Source organism: Desulfobaculum sp. SPO524 (assembly GCF_044987625.1).
In the GTDB taxonomy this organism is placed as follows: domain Bacteria; phylum Desulfobacterota; class Desulfovibrionia; order Desulfovibrionales; family Desulfovibrionaceae; genus Desulfobaculum.
On sequence record NZ_JBJDSB010000003.1, the window covers coordinates 319,859 to 336,481 of the forward strand.

Sequence of the window (16,623 nt, forward strand, 5' to 3'; positions counted from 1 at the left end):
TCTTGGGCGTTGGCCGTGTGGCGGCTGCGCCGTGTACTCCGCGCCAGTGGCTGTGCAGGGCAGTGACGACAGAAGGGCCGTTTCGCCAAGGCGGGGCGGCTTTGTTTTGTGAGGCGAAAGGAAAAACGCAGTGGAGCAGGTGGTGGAGCACAGCGACCAGCCGGTGGTAACGGCCATTGTATCGGCCTACAAATGCGAGCGGTTCATCCGGGGCTGTCTGGATGACCTGCTGGCGCAGAGCCTTGGCGAGCGTCTGGAAATCATTGTCGTGGAGACCGGCTCGCCCGAGAACGAGCGCGACATCGTGCGCGAGTACCAGCAAGAGCACGAGACGATTCGCCTTATCACCACGGACGAGCGCGAGACCATCTATAGCGCGTGGAACCGTGGCGCGCGGGCCGCGCGTGGACGCTACCTGACCAACGCCAATGCCGACGACCGCCACCGCCACGACGCCCTTGAGGTTATGGCCGCGACGCTGGACGCAAATCCGCAGGTGGCGCTGGTCTACGCCAATGCTTATGTGACGGCCACGCCGTGTCAGGACTTTGCGACCTGCACGCCCATTGGGCGCAGCGACTGGCCCGCCTTCGACAGGCGGACGCTGTTTACCTACAACTTTGTCGGTCCACAGCCCATGTGGCGCGCTGCTCTGCACGAGCGCTACGGCTATTTCGACCGTGACTTCGAAGCCATCGGCGATTATGAATTCTGGCTCCGCATCGCGCGGACCGAGGATTTCCTCTTGATTCCCGATGTGCTGGGGCTCTATTTTATGGCCCCGGAGACGGCCGAGCGGCGCGACCCGCAACGGTCCCGCCAGGAACGTCTGCTCGCCAGACGACGTTACAGAATCGGCGAATAACCCGCCGACGCATTACCCGAGAGATGAAACAGGAGACCGCGACGTGAGCGCTTCTGCCGAAATACGACGACAGGTCGAGGACCTGCGCCGACAGCTGGAATACCACAACAGGCGCTACTACGTCCTTGACGATCCCCAGATAACCGACGCCGAATACGACGCCCTGTTCCGCAACCTGCAGGACCTTGAGCGTCAATACCCCGAACTGGACGACCCCAACTCGCCAACGCGGCGCGTTGGCGGCGAGCCTGCACCGGGCTTTGTGCAGCAGGACCACCGCCTGCGCATGTACAGCCTGGATAACGTGTTCAACGTGGACGAGTGGTCCGAATACGCCGCGAGAGTGCGGCGCGGGCTGGATATCGACCACGACCTGCCCTTTTGGGTGGACCCCAAGCTGGACGGGCTGGCGTGCGAAATCATCTATGAAAACGGGGTGCTGACCACGGCGCTGACGCGCGGCGACGGCATCACCGGCGAGGTGGTCACCGCCAATATGCGCACCGTGCGTAACCTGCCCCTGCAGCTCGACATGGACGACATGCCGGAACGCTTTGAGGTGCGCGGCGAAGTCGTGATGCTCAAGGAGGACTTTGTCCGCCTGAACCGCCAGCAGGACGAGGAGGGCGGCAAGACCTTCGCCAACCCGCGCAACGCCGCCGCCGGTTCCTTGCGCCTGTTGGATTCGCGCATCACCGCGCGCCGCCGCCTGAGCTTTATGGCCTACGGCATTGGCGAGGTGTCCTTCCCCTCCGGCGAAGCCAAGTGGTCCACGCATCAGGGGATGATGGAATTTTTGGCCGGGGCGGGCTTTACCATTCCGCCGCTGGCTAAGCTGTGCCAGTCGCCGGACGAGGTGGCCGCCTACTACGAGCGCCTGATGGCCGAGCGCGACGACTTGCCCGTGGAAATCGACGGCGTGGTCGCCAAAATCAACGACATCGAGGCGCAGGACGCCCTTGGCTTTACCGCGCGTGCGCCGCGCTTTGCCATGGCGTTGAAGTTTCCGGCCATGCAGGCGCAGACTGTGCTGGAGAGCATAGAGGTGCAGGTGGGCCGCACCGGCGTGCTGACCCCGGTGGCGCATCTGCGCCCTGTGGTGGTGGGCGGTGTGACGGTGTCGCGCGCCACCCTGCATAATGAGGATGAAATCCGCGCCAAGGGCGTGCTGGAGGGCGATACCGTCATCGTCCAGCGCGCGGGCGACGTTATCCCCGAGGTTGTCGGCCCTGTTGTGGAAAAGCGCACTGGCGAGGAAAAGCCCTTTGTTTTCCCCACCGCCTGTCCGTCCTGCGGCTCCCCGGTGGACCGCCTGCCCGGAGAGGTGGCGATTCGCTGTTTGAATGTGTCGTGCCCCACGGTGCTGCGGCGGCGCATTGTCCATTTTGTGTCCAAGGCCGGGCTGGATATGTCCCGCGTTGGGCAGCGCCTTGTGGAGCAGTTGGTGGAAAAGGAGCTGGTCAAGACGCCGGCGGATTTGTTCCGCCTGCGGCGCATGCACATCATGCACCTTGAGCGCATGGGGCCGAAGTCGGCGCAGAATGTCATCACCTCCATTGAGGCGGCCAAAGAAGCGCCGCTGGAGCGGCTTATTGCGGCCATGGGCATCCGCCATGTGGGCGAACAGACTGCCCGCACGCTGGCGCGCGCCTACCGCGACCTTGACGCCATTGCCGAAGCCTCGGTGGAGGCGCTGACCGAGCTTCCGGACATTGGGCCGGAAGTGGCGGGAAGCGTCCACGCCTTTTTTCAGAACGACGACAACCGCCACCTTGTGGAGGAATTCCGCGAGGTGGGGCTGTGGCCCGTCGGCGGGGTGGATGAAACGGCCGAAGCCGGAGAGCAGCCCTTAGCTGGGAAAACGTTCATCTTCACCGGCTCCCTGCCCGGCATGTCGCGGCCCGACGCCGCCAAGCTGGCCGAGGCCGCTGGCGCGAAGGTGGTCAAGAGCATCTCCAAAAATGTGGATTACGTGGTGGCTGGCGAAAAGGCGGGCAGCAAGCTGACCAAGGCCGAAAAGCTGGGCCTTGCCGTCATTGATCTTGATGCCTTTATGGCGCTGCTGCAAGGCGGCGCTGGCGGGGCTGCTGACGGCGGAGACGACTCTTCTGTTGGCGCAGAATCAGCCACATCGCCCGAGAGCATGGATGCACCCGCACCGGAGGACAGCGACGCCTCGGAGGGTGACGCAGACGCTTCAGACGGTGCACCAGACAATGCCGATGCCACCGAGCCAGACGCCGACCCAGACTCCGACAAGGAACGCAAGGCGGACGCCCCGGCAGGTCCCAAGCAGTACACACTTTTCTAATATCGCAACACGAATGGAACCGGAGGACGACATGAGTACCCCTATTATCGTCATGGGCGCCAAGGGCCGCATGGGCGCAACCATCTGCCGCATGGTGCAGAACGATGCTGGCGCGGAGCTTGCCGCCGTTGTGGAGCGCCCCGGCAGCACGGAAGGTCTGGACTACCTTGGCTGCCCCGTGGGCACCGACCTTGCCACGGTTTTGCCGGAGCATCCCGGCGCGGTGGTCATCGACTTTACGGCCCCGCAGGCCAGCCTTGCCAACGCCCGCGTCTGCGCGGCCAACGGCAACCCCATTGTCATCGGCACCACGGGCCTTACCCCGGAGGAGCAGGACGAACTGCGCACCATCGCCGCCACCAACGCGACCTTCTGGGCGCCGAACATGAGCGTTGGCGTCAGCGTGCTGCAGCAGATTCTGCCGGAACTGACGAAAAAGCTGGGGCTGGATTACGACATTGAGATGGTGGAGTTGCACCACAATCAGAAAAAGGACGCCCCCAGCGGTACGGCCCTCAAGCTGGCCGAGTGCGTGGCCGAAGCCCGCGACTGGGATCTGCAGCAGGTTGGCACCTACTGCCGCGAGGGCATCATCGGCGCGCGCCCTAAGGAAGAAATCGGCGTGCAGACCATCCGCGGCGGCGACGTGGTTGGCGTGCACACCATGTACTTCATGGGCCCGGGTGAGCGCATTGAGGTGACGCATCAGGCGCACTCTCGCGATACCTTCGCTCAAGGCTCCGTCCGCGCGGCCAAATGGCTGTCCGGCAAGGCCGGGGGCAAGCTGTACGCCATGGCGGACGTTGTCGCGTTGTAGACGCGTAGAGATTCAGAGTGGCTTTTCAAGGCGGCAGGGCATTGACCCTGCCGCCTTTTTGTATGCACGTTTTTCCGCGTGTGGTGGGCGTTTTGTAGACCGGTGAGAAAAGGCTTGTACTATTCTTCACAATTGGTCCGCTTTGGGGTACGTTTTCCCAGTGTGTTGGGAGTGTTTCCTTTTCCTGAACCTTTGAACCCAACTCAGGGTGAGCAAAGAAGGAGGACATGGCACCAATTGATATGAACGCCCTCGCGACCATTACATTCGATATAACGTGGGAGAGCGCCGAGGCCCGGCACCGGGAGCGTTACCTTGGCCGCAAGGTCAACCTGTGGCGGGACATTTTTCCCCCCGGCCTCAAAGAGGCGCTGATGGGGAAGGACATCGGCGAAAGCGTCCGTATCCATTATGCACCCGGCGAGGCCGTGGCGGACAGGACGGACAGCGTGGTCTTTGACCTGCGTCCGGATGATTTTTGCCCGCGCATGTTTGGTGGGCGCACGGTGCAGGCGCGCTTTGGGCGTTTTTATCCGAGCGGATTGCTCCGCAACGTTCCCGGAGTGTTTCCGCAAACCGTCTCGCCGTTTCGCATTACCGCCCTGACAGAGGACCGCCTTGTGGCGGACCGCAATGCTCCATTTGCCGGGCGCGAGTTTACGCTGTCCGCAACCGTGCTCAACGCCGCGGAAAAGGCAAGCGATACGGGCGGGCGGCTGACGGATTGGATTGAGGAAATCTGCTGTTCCGGTCCGGGGATGCAGGTGCGGTGCGAGGGTGGCCCAACGGATTTTGCCGCCAGCGAAAGCGGCGACTTTGACCGCGTGGACGCCGCACCGGATGAGGAATTCTATGAAACCACGCGCCTTGTGGGGCATGTGGATGCGCAGGCCTCGCTGTTTTTGCAGGAGGAGTATTCCCATCACCTGCGTCCGGGCATGCGCGTGCTGGACCTGATGAGCAGTGTGCAGTCGCACGTGCCGCCGCTTGGGTTGGACATGGTTGGCCTTGGCCTCAACAGTGAGGAAATGCGCGCGAATCCGGCATTGGGCGACCATGTGGTGCACGATGTGAACCGCACCCCGTCTTTGCCTTTTGCAAACGGTGAGTTTGACGCGGTGCTGCTGAGTTTGTCCTTTGAGTACGTTACCAAGCCGGAGAAACTGGTGCGCGAGATAGCCCGTGTGCTGCGTCCGGGGGGCGTGGCGCTTATTGGGTGCTCCAACAGGTGGTTCCCCACCAAGGTCGTCGCCATCTGGCGCGAATTGCACGAGTTTGAGCGCGTGGGCTACATTCTGCATTATCTGCAGAAGACGGGCGTGTTCGCCGATATGCAAACCGTCAGTGTCCGGAATTGGTGGCGGCCCGAGGATGACCCGCACATCCGCGAAACATGGACCAGCGACCCCGTGTATGTGGTGAGCGCCGTTCGCGTGTAATGCGTGTGATGTGCGTGGCGTGTTCCGGCAGGCCTGAGCGCCGGCTGTGCTCCGTAGACTGCAGAAGGCGATGTCTCCTGATGGAGGCGTCGCCCTTTTTGTGGTCTGCGGTCAGAGGTGAGAGGGGGGGCGCGCTAGACGAAAAGGTTGGCGAGGGTTTCCTTGCGAAAGGCAAAGATGGCCCGAAGGCGCGGGCGCACAATAAGGCTGTTCACCGCGTCTCCCAGCCAGCCGAGCGGCAGGGCGTAGTTGACGATGTCGCGCATATGCACGCCGCCGTTTTTCTTTTCGAAAATATGCTGATGGTGCCAGAAACGGTACGGGCCAAGGCGCTGCTCGTCCACAAAGTAATGCGGCTCGCGCACGTGGGTGACTTCTGTGACCCAGCGCATGGAGACGCCCGGAAACGGCCGGATGGAGTAGGTGAGGATCTGGCCGGGATACATGGCGTCCGGCTCGCGGCAGGTCATGTCAAAACACAGCCACGACGGCGTGATGCGGCACAGGTTTGCCGGGTTGGAGAAATAGAGCCACGCTTCGCCAAGGGAGACGGGCAGCATTTGGTTGCGCACAAGGGTGTGGAGCATCGGTAAAGCATACCACAAACCGGCGCGCGGGAGGAATAATGCCGCGTTTTTTCCGTGCGGCGCGCGGCGTGCTGGTCGGCGTATGTGGGGGATGGGCGGGCAGAGCTTGGACGATGCGGGCCACGCGCGGGCTACCCTTTCACGCAGACCAGAGGCCGCACACGCGCCACCGCTTTGGCGATGCCTGCGTCCGTCACCGCGCGCACCACGGCGTCAATGTCCTTATAGGCTCCCGGCGCTTCCTCGGCCGCGCCGCGCGTGGAGCCGCTGCGGATGACGATGCCGTGGTCCCGCAAGTCCGAGAGCACCTGACCACCGCGAAAGGTTTTCTGCGCTTTTTTGCGGCTCATGCTGCGGCCCGCGCCATGGCAGATGGAACCGAAGGCCACGCGCATGCCGTAGTCCGTTCCTGTGAGAATGTAGGACGCCGTGCCCATGCTGCCGCCGATGAAGGCGGGCTGGCCTACTGCGGCGTATGCGGACGGCAGGTCCGGGTGCCCCGGCGGCAAAGCGCGGGTTGCGCCCTTGCGGTGCACCAGCAGGGCGGCGCTGTCACCGCCCACGGTGTGGCGCTCCTCCTTGCAGGTGTTGTGCGCCACGTCGTAGATGAGGGACAGCCGCGCCTCGGGGAAGACGCGGGCAAAGGCCTCGCGCGTGAGGTGGCTGAGTACTTGCCGGTTGGCAAGGGCGCAATTGATGCCGCAGCGCATGGCCGCCAGATACGCCCGCCCAAGGGGCGAGGCCGCCGGGGCGCAGGCAAGCTGGCGGTCCGTGATGGGCAGACCATGGGCGGGCATTTCGTCCAGCATCCGCGCAAGGTAGTCGGTGCCGATTTGGTGCCCAAGCCCGCGCGAGCCGCAATGGATGCTGACCAGCACATCGCCCTCGGCAATGCCAAAGGCGTCGGCGGCGCGGGCGTCGTACGTGGTCTCCACGTATTGCACTTCCAGATAGTGGTTGCCGGAGCCAAGGGTGCCGATGGCGTCGCGCAGGCGCGTCATGGCTTTTTCCGACACGGCGTCCGGGTCGGCCCCGGCCATGCGTCCGCGCTCCTCAGTATGGTCAAGGTCCGCCTGCGAGCCGTAGCCGCGCTGGACGGCCCACTTGGCGCCGTCTCGCAGCAGGGCGGTGGCCTCCTGCCTCGACAGGCGGATGGAGCCGCCGGTACCAAGACCGCTTGGGATGGCCGTATACAGCGTGTCCGCCAGCTCGTCCTGCGCGCTGAGAATATCGCTTTTGTGCAGGCCGGTGCGCAGGCAGCGCACGCCGCAGGCAATGTCGAACCCAACGCCGCCCGCGCTGACAATGCCGCCGCGCTCGGGATCAAAAGCGCCTATGCCGCCGATGGGGAATCCATAGCCCACATGGGCGTCGGGCATGGCGATGGCCGCGCCCCGGATGCCGGGCAGGGACGCCACGGCGCACAGTTGCCGGCGCACGTCGTCCTCCATGGCGCGCAGCAGATCGCTGGAGGCGAAAAAATCCGCGTCGGTCTGCATCGTTCCGCGGCGGGGCAGTCGCCAGTGGTTGGTGCCGAGGTTGGTGAAATTGGTCTGGTCCATGGTGGCTCCTGACGTCTTTGGGGCGTCTTTTGTGCGCGGCTTGCACGCCGTTTGAGGCGATCATAGCGGGAGAGCGGGCGCGGGGCCAGAGGCAAGGTGTTTTGTGACTTTTCCTTGCGGGGCGCATACGCTATATCCTAAGGGATGATTCGCACAGAATGCTTACGCGAACGCGCCGAGAGTGAAACGGAGGAAACAGAATGGATCTATCGACAATACTGCCTGTAGCTGAATTCAGCGAGTGGTCCACACTCGCCCTTGCTTGGCTGGTGAAAAATGGCCTGCGCCTGCCCGTGGCCATTATTATTTTTTTGCTGGGCCGGTGGGTGGCCAAGCTCATTGGCGAGGGCGTGTCCCGTATTGCGGGGCGCGGGCATGCGGACCAACTGCTGGCGAATTTTCTGAGCGGCGTGACGTACTACACACTGCTGACCGCCGTGGGCATCGCCGCGCTGGCGCATTTGGGCGTGAATGTCACGTCGCTTATCGCGGTCTTTGGCGCTGCCGGTCTTGCCGTCGGCCTTGCCCTGAAGGACTCGCTGTCGAACTTTGCCTCCGGCGTGATGCTGGTGGTGTTCCGGCCCTTTAAGGTGGGCGACTATGTTCTTGGCGCTGGCGTTGCCGGCACCGTGGAGCGCCTGACCATTTTCAACACCATCATGGTGACGCCGGACAACCAGCGCATCATTATCCCCAACTCCATGCTGATGGGCGACGTCATCACCAACGTGACAGCCAACCCCATCCGCCGCATAGACTTTACCTTTGGCATTGCCTACGACGATGACATCGACAAGGCCAAAGACGTGGTGTGGAAGACCCTCGCCAAGGAATCGCGCATTTTGGACGATCCGGAAACCGTTGTTGCCGTCCACACCCTTGGCGACTCCAGCGTGAACCTTGTGGTGCGCCCGTGGGTGAAGACCGAGGAATACTGGAGCACGTACTGGGCGCTGATGGAAGCCATCAAAAAGGCGTTCGACGCCGAAGGCATCACCATTCCCTTTCCCCAGCGCGATGTGCACCTGTATCCGCAGGGCGAGGCCCAGCCCGCCAAGCAGTAGCGCTGCTGCGGCGCGTTACGGCGCCCGGCCTATAGCCAGAACAAAAAGGGCGGCTTCCGTAAGGAGGCCGCCCTTGTATATGCAGTATGCTTTGTCGTCCGAAATCCGCCGGAGGCTACATCTTGTACAGCTCAGCGCCGGGGATGATCTTTACGTTGTTGCGCTGCAAGGTCTCGATGGCCTTGTCTGTGCGGTCGAAACGGAAGATCATGGTGGCGTCCTCGCCGGACTGCTGGACGAAGGCGTACATGTATTCCACGTTAACGCCCTCAGCGGAGAGCATGTCGAGGATGGCATGCAGGCCGCCGGGCTGATCCGTCACTTCGGCCGCCACAACGGTGGTGCGGCCCACGGTAAAGCCGTTGTCCTTGAGCACGGCCTTGGCCCTGTCAAAGTCGTCAACGATGAGGCGCAGGATGCCGAAGTCCGAGGTGTCGGCCAGAGACAGCGCCCGGATGTTCACCGAGTTTTCGCTTAGCACGCGCGTGACTTCGGCCAAGCGGCCTGCTCTGTTCTCCAGAAAGATGGAAATCTGTTCGGCTTTCATTGTATGGTGTCTCCCGTTTCAGCTTTCGTTTGCCGTCGCCGCTTCATGTAGAAACAACGATTTCTGTCTTGTACGCGATAACTGGTTCTTATGGCAAGCCATGTGGGGCGCGGCTGAGCATCTTTTGGCCCGCCGCGCCGGGCTGTGCTAGCGCTGGTCAATGATGCGCTTGGCCTTGCCCTCGGAGCGCTGGATGGTCTTTGGCTCCACCAGTTTAACCTTGGCGGTAACGCCGAGGAATTCCTTGATGCTTTTCTGAATTTTGCGTTCCAGAGCCTGCAGACCCCGGATTTCGTCGCTGAGGAACTTCTCGTCCACTTCCACCTGAATTTCCAGCGTATCCAGCGAACCGTGACGGCCAACGATGATCTGGTAGTGCGGGGCGGTGCCTTCGGTCTCCAGAATGATGCTTTCGATCTGCGAGGGGAACACGTTCACGCCGCGGATGATGAGCATATCGTCGCTGCGGCCCATGATGCGGTGCATGCGCACGAGGGTGCGGCCACACTTGCAGGGCACGTAGTCCAGCTTGGTGAGGTCGCGCGTGCGGTAGCGCAAGAGGGGCAGGGCTTCCTTGGTCAGCGTGGTGATGACCAGTTCGCCAACGGAGCCGGGGGGCAGGGTCTCGCCGGTTTTGGGGTCGATGATTTCGGGCAGGAAGTGGTCCTCGGCCAGGTGCAGGCCGTTCTGGGCGGCGCGGCACTCGCACGCCACGCCCGGACCCATGATCTCGGACAGGCCGTAAATGTCTATGGCAGTGATGCCAAGGCGCGCCTCAAGGTCGCGCCGCATTTCCTCCGTCCACGGTTCCGCGCCGAAGATGCCAACGCGCAGGGGCAGTTCGCGTATGTCCATGCCCGCATCATTCGATGCCTCAATAAGATACTGCATGTAGGACGGCGTGCTACAGATAACCGTGGGGCCAAAGTCGCGCAGCAGTTGCACCTGACGCCGCGTGCCGCCGCCGGAGACGGGAACGATGGTCGCGCCCAGCTCCTCCGCGCCGTAGTGCACGCCAAGGCCGCCCGTGAACAGGCCGTAGCCGTAGGCGTTGTGGACAATATCCGCAGAGCTTGCGCCAGCCGCCATGAACGAGCGAGCCATCAGCGTGGCCCAGTTTTTTACGTCGCGCTTGGTGTAGCCCACAACCGTGGCCTTGCCGGTGGTGCCGCTGGAGGAATGGATGCGCACCACGTTCTCGCGCGGGACGGCAAAAAGGCCAAAGGGGTAGTTGTTGCGAAGATCCTGCTTTTCGGTAAACGGAAGGTACTGGATGTCGGCTAGGCTGCGAATGTCGGCGGGTTTGACGCCTTTTTCATCAAGGCGCTTGCGGTAAAACGGAACGTTGGCGTACACACGTTCCACAAGGTTCTGCAGCCGCTTGAGTTGGAGTGTCTCCAGCTCTTCTCTTGGCATGGTTTCAGTTTCGACATCATAGATCATTGCCTGGTCTCCTCTCGAGTACATGTACCGTTTATGGTGTATGAAAAAGCAGGGGCGGGTACTGCACTGGTGCACAGCGCCGCGGCGCGCAACTGCGGGACTTCGCATTTCCCACAGTGCGTTGAAGTATCGGCAACCTTGCCCAATCCGCATGGAGCGCGTCAACCCTTTTTGCGCCCGCAGAAGCATGTTGTGGCAGGAAAACGGGACGAAACCTCCCCGCATGTAAATGCCCGCAGACCTTCAACAGACAGGATGGACGTACAGCATGACGATGCACCCGGTATATACACAGCCCGATGACTACGCCGTCCCCGGAGCGCAGGTGCTGGTTTTTGCAACGCGTGAGGCCATGGCGCGCGAGGCCGCGCGGCGCATTGCCGAGGCCTGCCGCGCCGCAGTGGCGCAGCGCGGTGTTGCCGCCCTGATGTTGGCCGGTGGGTCCACCCCGCGCCGCACCTATGAACTCCTTGCGCAGGAGGCGGACATGCCGTGGGCGGATATTCTTGTTCTGTATGGTGATGAACGTATGGTGCCGCCGGACGACCCCGCCAGCAACGCCCATATGGCGCACCAGACGCTGTTGTCCCGCGTGCCCATCCCCGCCGACAACGTGTTGCGCATAGCTGGCGAGAGTGGCGACGCCGCAGAAGCCGCCGCGCAGTACGATGCAGCCTTGCGCGGCGTGGCGCAGGAGCGCGGCCTTGACGCAACGCAGGGTGTTCCGGTGCTGGATGTGGTCCTGCTTGGCATGGGCGACGACGGCCACACCGCATCACTCTTTCCCTACAGCACAGCTCTTGATGAGCGGGCGCGGCTGGTGGTTCCGGCGCTTGCTCCGCCGGGCGCGGCTGTGTCGCAGCGGGTGACCGTGACCCTGCCGCTGTGCGCTGCGGCGCGGATGGTGGTCTTCCTCGCCACAGGGCCGCACAAGGCCGCCATCGTGAAGGAGATGGTCACCCAGCCTGCCGAGGCCGCGCGGCGCTACCCCGCGGCGCAGGTGGTTTCCGGCGGCGACCTGCTGTGGCTGCTGGCCGAGGTGGACGGCGGGGCCGGGGAGGGCGCGCTCCCATAGGCGCGCGGGCATGAACAGGGCAGAAAAAGCCCGACTGTGGCCGCGCGGCGAAGAAAATTCGCGCGGGCGGTGCGTGCCGTGTTCGGCAAGGGGGGGGCGACGAAGGGGGTGGGTTGATGCCTATCTGCCTGAAATGGTGGGGGATTTTTCTCCCGTTTGCTGTGTTGAGGCTGCTGGCCCAGCGCAGGGGCGGCTTTTGCGCATTTGGCTATCATTGCGGGCAAGTGGGAAATGCTTTATGTGATGTCGCGCGGCGTACGCGCACACGCGCGTGACCGCGACTGGACATGCGCCACAGGGAGGGTATCCTGTCCGGGTGGTGCGTGGCGTCTTGCCGCGTCCAGAACATGTGTGCATCCCGCCGTCCGCCCGCCGGACGGCCAGAGATATTTCCGCGTTGACCGGGGCCGGAGGCCTACTTTGGCCCCTTGGCGACGACACCAAAAGGAGCTTTTCCCAATTATGCAGAATTCCGAGAACACGACCCTTGGAACCGTTGAGACCATGAAGCGCGTGGCTGTGTGGCTTGACGAAAAGAAGGGACGCGACGTCGTGGCCCTTGATGTTGCCGGACTGTGCAGCATCACCGAAGGACTGGTGGTGGTGACCGCCGGCAGCGTGAAGCACGCCCAGGCCCTTGCCGACCATGTCCTTGACCGCAGCGGCGAGGAAGGCGTGGAGTACCTCGGTATGGAAGGCTACAAGACCGGCGGCTGGATTCTTGTGGACCTCAACGACGTGCTGGTTCACATTTTTCAGGATGACACCCGCGGCTTCTACAATCTGGAAGGCCTGTGGGCCGAAGCCGAAAAGGTCGAGCTGGACCTGCCGGAAGCTGACGCCTAGCGTCCCCTGCGGCTGATGAGCCGCTGCGCCACCGCGCCCGCCGCGGGCGCGTGCGACACCCCGCTCCCACCACGGGAATATGGTGGCCGACCCCAAGGAGGAACCATGTCTGAACCGAAACCTACTCTGCTTCTCATCCTCGACGGCTGGGGCATTGCCCCCGCGACGGACGGCAACGCCGTGTGTTTGGCCGGAACGCCGTACATCGACAGCCTCAAGGACGCCTATCCGGCAACGGTCCTCGACTGTTCCGGGCGCGCGGTGGGATTGCCGGACGGGTTCATGGGCAACTCCGAGGTCGGCCATATGAATATCGGTGCGGGCCGCGTTGTCTATCAGGACATGACGCGCATCGACATTGCCGTGGAGGACGGTTCCCTTGCCACACGTCCTGCCATTGTGGACTTGCTGGATGCCATCAAGGCGTCCGGCGGGCGTCTGCATTTGATGGGGCTGTTGTCCGATGGCGGCGTGCATAGCCACATCAACCACCTGTTTGCCCTCTTGGCCGTGGCCAAGGAGGCCGGGGTGGATGCTGTGGTGCACTGTTTTATGGACGGCCGCGACACTGCGCCGGATAGCGGCGCGGGCTACCTTGCCGCGTTGCAGGCGGAGATGGACCGCATCGGCCATGGCCGCATTGCCACGGTGACGGGCCGCTATTACGCCATGGACCGTGACAAGCGCTGGGAGCGCAACGCCCTTGCCTACGACGCGCTGACTCGTGCCAAAGGCAAAATGGTCGCCGACCCCGTCATTGCCGTACGCGAAGCCTACGAGGCCGGAGAGTACGACGAGTTCATAAAGCCCCTCATCGTCATGGATGGCAACGGTTCGCCCGTTGCCCGCCTTGAGGATGGTGACGGCGTGTTCTTCTTTAACTTCCGCGCCGACCGCGCGCGCCAGATTGTGCGCACGCTGTTTGACGACGACTTTGCGGAGTTTGCGCGGGAGCGTCGGCCCAAGCTGGCGGCGCTGACCACCATGACCATGTACGAGTCCGCTTTTCCGCTGCCTGTGGCCTTTGCCCCCGAGGGCATAGCCGACGGCCTTGGCGAGGTGGTATCGCGCATGGGGCTGAAGCAACTGCGCATTGCGGAGACGGAGAAGTACGCCCACGTGACGTATTTCTTCAACGGCGGGCGCGAGGAGCCCTTTGACGGGGAGGACCGCAAGCTGGTGCCGTCCCCGCGCGAGGTGGCAACCTACGACGAAAAGCCCGAAATGAGCGCCCGCGAGGTGACCGACGCCTTTGTGGAGTTGTGGAAGGACAAGGGCTATGACTTTGCGGTGCTGAACTTTGCCAATTTGGACATGGTGGGGCACACCGGAATTATTCCGGCGGCGTGCAAGGCCGTTTCCGTGGTGGACGAATGCGTGGCGCGCGTTGTTCCCGCCGTTCTTGAGCGCGGCGGACGGATTCTTTTGACGGCGGACCACGGCAATGCCGAGCAGATGCTCGACGCAGCCGGCGGCCCGCATACAGCACACAGCACGAATCAGGTTCCCCTCGTCCTCATTGAAGAGAGCGCATCCGGCACGCGCCTGCGTCCGGGCAAGCTGGGCGATCTTGCGCCCACCATCCTGTCCCTGTGGGGCGCGGATGTGCCGGAGGCCATGACGGGTGAGAATCTGGTGGAGGAAGCATAACAATGGATGAGCGGAACAAAAAACCGCTTGAGCCTGTACGCCCGCGCGGCGTGGAGCTGATATATTTCTACCCCTGCCCCTTTTGCGATCACGATGTCCCTCTTGTTGCGCCTGTGCAGGCCGGACGGGTGCGGTGCGAGGCCTGCGGCCAGCGCTTCCCCATCCTTCCTGTGGATGAGCGCACGCAGCGGTTCGTGAAGATTATGACCCATATGGGCCGTGCGGGAATCAACCCGGACTTCCTTTAGCGGCGGGGCGGACCATGCCAAATGTCCTGTGTTTGACCCCGTGCGGGGCAACACATCCCAGTGTTCGGCTGCGGCTCTTTCCCTTTATTGAGGAAGCAAAGGCCCGCGGCGGTGATATTCAGTGGCTCCAGTGCCCGGATGCCGCGCTCAAGCGCTTGGCGTTTTGCGCGCGTTTGCCTCGGGTGCGGACTATTGTCCTGCACCGGATGCTGCCTTCGTCCATGGAGCTGCGCGTATTGCGTTCGCGCTGTCAGCGCCTTGTGGTGGACCTTGATGAAGCCTTGTGGACAGCGCACCCCTCGCAGGGTGACATTGCGCCCAAGCAGGCCGACCGGCGCCTGAGGCGGCTCTTGAAAACCTGCGCCGCGGCTCAGCTGGTTATCGCGGGGACGCCCTTTCTTGCCGAAACGGTGGAAGGTGTGTCGTCCTCATGCCTGATGCTGCCCACCCCGGTGGATACGTCCGTCTACGTGCCCCCGGCGCAGCGCAAGCGCCGAGGCCGCCCGGTTGTGGGCTGGATGGGCACCACACGCAATCAGTACACCCTGCCGGATCTGTTTACGGATTTGACGCCCGCCGCGCCGCTGGTGCGCGTGCTGGTGGTTTCCGGCGAGGAGTACGTGCCGCCGGAGGAGTTCGACGGCGACTTTGCGCCGTGGAGCGAGGAGCGCGAGGTGGAACTCTTGCAGAGCATGGATATTGGCTTGATGCCCATGCCGAACAGCGAATACACGCGCGGCAAGTGTCCTGTGCGGCTTATGCAGTACATGGCCTGCGGCGTGGTGCCCGTGGCGTCGGACGTGGGCTTTAACCGCGATGTTATCACCCATGGACGCGACGGCTTCCTGGCCCAGACGCCCGACGACTTTGCGGAGTTTGTGGGCCTGCTGGCGCGGGAAAACGACCTGCGTAGCGAGATGGCCCAGCGCGCCCGCGAAAAGGTGCAGCGCCGTTTTGACACCGCCATCGCTTCCCGTGAGTTATGGCACGCCATGGATAATTTATAGCGCCGCATACACGGCGGCGCATGAAAGAAAACCGGCCGCATCCACTTTGGTGGATGCGGCCGGTTTGTGTTTTTGGGGGCGCGCGTTAGCTGATGGCCGGGTAGCCGCGCCGCGTCAGCAGGCGGTTATAGACCTCAATGCTGCGCTCGACTTTCTTTTCCAGCGTATACTCGGCGGCGTGGCGCAGACTGGCCTCGCCCCAGCGTTTGCGGGCGGTGTGGTCCTCGCAGATGCGGCGCAGGGCGCCGGCCAGCGGGTCCACCTTGGCCGGGGGCACCAGCAGGCCGTTGTCCGTCACAATTTCCGGCACGCCGCCCACGGCGGAGGCCACGATGGGCAGACCAAAGCCGAACGCCTCAATGAGCACATTGGGCAGGCTTTCGGACAGGGACGGCAGGATGAAGGCGTCGAAGATTTGCAGGTAGTCCGCTACGTTTTCCACGCGTCCGGGCATGTGCAGGCGGCCAGTGAGGCCAAGGGCCGTGCTTTTGTCCTTCCACAGCTTTTCCAGCACGCCAACGGCCACGAGGTGGGCGTCCACGCCGGACTGGGCGAAGGCCTTGAGCAGGTAGTCCATTCCCTTGACGGGCTTGTTGCCCGCCACGGTGCCCAGCACAAGGGCGTCCTCGGGGATGCCGAGGCTTTGGCGCATCTCCTGCGGGGAGATGGTGGCCGTGGTGCGCTTGTTGGGGACACCGTTGTAGATGACCTCGATTTTGCGCTTGGGACAGCCCACGGTGCGCAGCACGCGGCCACAGGCCTTGGAGTTGACCACATAGCAGTCCATACCCGGCGACCAGTAGGGCAGGGGATTGTTCGGGCGGTAGATGACGCCGCGGTAGCCCACACAGATGACGCCGCGCTTTTTCCACTTGAGGCTCCACCATGTGAGGTGCTTTTGGGCCTTGTTGTGGAAGGCGTGGGCGATGCAGGGCTCGCCTTCCGGCGGCAGGGCGGCTTCCACAAAGTCGCGCCACAGGGCGCGCTTTTCCGGCAGGTTGCGCCAGCCGATGCGGTTGTCCAGCCCGGTGATTTGGGCATTGTGGGGGACGAAGAACGTCAGTTCGTGCCCACGGGCGATAAGGCCCTGCGCCAAGTACATAGCCTGACGCGTGCCGCCGGACAGCGACGAACTCGAAGTCATGAAGATGAAGCGCACGGT

At 63.2% G+C, this 16,623-nt stretch carries 15 protein-coding genes; 10 read left to right on the plus strand and 5 right to left on the minus strand.

Features of this window, described 5'->3' with window-relative positions:
- Positions 1 to 130 precede the first annotated feature (130 nt).
- From ACI3L3_RS12725 to ACI3L3_RS12740, 4 genes are all read left to right on the plus strand, one after another.
- On the plus strand, positions 131 to 865 hold the full coding sequence (locus ACI3L3_RS12725) for a glycosyltransferase (RefSeq protein WP_404845505.1): 735 nt from the start codon (positions 131 to 133) through the stop codon (positions 863 to 865).
- A 43-nt stretch (positions 866 to 908) separates the two neighbouring features.
- Positions 909 to 3,176, plus strand: a complete 2,268-nt coding sequence (gene ligA, locus ACI3L3_RS12730; protein ID WP_404845506.1) for an NAD-dependent DNA ligase LigA — start codon at positions 909 to 911, stop codon at positions 3,174 to 3,176.
- Between the two features lie 31 nt (positions 3,177 to 3,207).
- Positions 3,208 to 3,993 carry a 4-hydroxy-tetrahydrodipicolinate reductase gene (gene dapB / locus ACI3L3_RS12735; protein WP_404845507.1) on the plus strand — a complete coding sequence of 262 codons (786 nt, stop codon included), beginning with the start codon at positions 3,208 to 3,210 and terminating at the stop codon, positions 3,991 to 3,993.
- A 227-nt stretch (positions 3,994 to 4,220) separates the two neighbouring features.
- Positions 4,221 to 5,432: a methyltransferase domain-containing protein gene (locus ACI3L3_RS12740; RefSeq protein WP_404845508.1), complete on the plus strand. Its 1,212-nt coding sequence runs from the start codon at positions 4,221 to 4,223 to the stop codon at positions 5,430 to 5,432.
- A 134-nt stretch (positions 5,433 to 5,566) separates the two neighbouring features.
- On the opposite strand, the gene ACI3L3_RS12745 is transcribed toward ACI3L3_RS12740, so the two are convergent.
- Positions 5,567 to 6,019 (minus strand): hypothetical protein, encoded by a 453-nt coding sequence (locus ACI3L3_RS12745; RefSeq protein WP_404845509.1) that lies wholly within the window; start codon positions 6,017 to 6,019, stop codon positions 5,567 to 5,569.
- Positions 6,020 to 6,150: 131 nt separating this feature from the next.
- Positions 6,151 to 7,581, minus strand: a complete 1,431-nt coding sequence (locus ACI3L3_RS12750; protein WP_404845510.1) for an RtcB family protein — start codon at positions 7,579 to 7,581, stop codon at positions 6,151 to 6,153.
- A gap of 200 nt (positions 7,582 to 7,781) precedes the next feature.
- Between ACI3L3_RS12750 and ACI3L3_RS12755 the strand changes: the two genes are divergently transcribed.
- Complete coding sequence (locus ACI3L3_RS12755; protein WP_404845511.1) at positions 7,782 to 8,645, plus strand: mechanosensitive ion channel family protein; 864 nt, start codon at positions 7,782 to 7,784, stop codon at positions 8,643 to 8,645.
- 115 nt (positions 8,646 to 8,760) lie between these two features.
- Here ACI3L3_RS12755 and ACI3L3_RS12760 read toward each other — a convergent pair whose 3' ends face one another.
- Positions 8,761 to 9,192: an ACT domain-containing protein gene (locus tag ACI3L3_RS12760; protein WP_404845512.1), complete on the minus strand. Its 432-nt coding sequence runs from the start codon at positions 9,190 to 9,192 to the stop codon at positions 8,761 to 8,763.
- Positions 9,193 to 9,339: 147 nt separating this feature from the next.
- Positions 9,340 to 10,635 (minus strand): phenylacetate--CoA ligase family protein, encoded by a 1,296-nt coding sequence (locus ACI3L3_RS12765; RefSeq protein ID WP_404845513.1) that lies wholly within the window; start codon positions 10,633 to 10,635, stop codon positions 9,340 to 9,342.
- Between the two features lie 268 nt (positions 10,636 to 10,903).
- On the opposite strand from ACI3L3_RS12765, the gene pgl reads away from it, so the two are divergent.
- The 5 genes from pgl to ACI3L3_RS12790 all read left to right on the plus strand — a co-directional run bounded on the left by pgl (position 10,904) and on the right by ACI3L3_RS12790 (position 15,461).
- Positions 10,904 to 11,710 carry a 6-phosphogluconolactonase gene (gene pgl / locus ACI3L3_RS12770; RefSeq protein WP_404845514.1) on the plus strand — a complete coding sequence of 269 codons (807 nt, stop codon included), beginning with the start codon at positions 10,904 to 10,906 and terminating at the stop codon, positions 11,708 to 11,710.
- A gap of 462 nt (positions 11,711 to 12,172) precedes the next feature.
- Positions 12,173 to 12,556 (plus strand): ribosome silencing factor, encoded by a 384-nt coding sequence (gene rsfS / locus ACI3L3_RS12775; protein ID WP_404845515.1) that lies wholly within the window; start codon positions 12,173 to 12,175, stop codon positions 12,554 to 12,556.
- Between the two features lie 105 nt (positions 12,557 to 12,661).
- A complete protein-coding gene (gpmI, locus tag ACI3L3_RS12780) occupies positions 12,662 to 14,206 on the plus strand; it encodes a 2,3-bisphosphoglycerate-independent phosphoglycerate mutase (RefSeq protein ID WP_404845516.1) in 1,545 nt (514 codons plus the stop codon).
- A gap of 2 nt (positions 14,207 to 14,208) precedes the next feature.
- The gene (locus ACI3L3_RS12785; protein ID WP_404845517.1) at positions 14,209 to 14,454 is read left to right on the plus strand and encodes a hypothetical protein; all 246 of its coding nucleotides are present in this window, start codon (positions 14,209 to 14,211) and stop codon (positions 14,452 to 14,454) included.
- 14 nt (positions 14,455 to 14,468) lie between these two features.
- Positions 14,469 to 15,461 carry a glycosyltransferase family 4 protein gene (locus ACI3L3_RS12790; protein WP_404845518.1) on the plus strand — a complete coding sequence of 331 codons (993 nt, stop codon included), beginning with the start codon at positions 14,469 to 14,471 and terminating at the stop codon, positions 15,459 to 15,461.
- Positions 15,462 to 15,546: 85 nt separating this feature from the next.
- Here the strand turns inward: ACI3L3_RS12790 and ACI3L3_RS12795 are convergent, their stop codons facing one another.
- Positions 15,547 to 16,620 carry a glycosyltransferase family 4 protein gene (locus tag ACI3L3_RS12795; RefSeq protein ID WP_404845519.1) on the minus strand — a complete coding sequence of 358 codons (1,074 nt, stop codon included), beginning with the start codon at positions 16,618 to 16,620 and terminating at the stop codon, positions 15,547 to 15,549.
- Between the last annotated feature and the right edge of the window lie 3 nt (positions 16,621 to 16,623).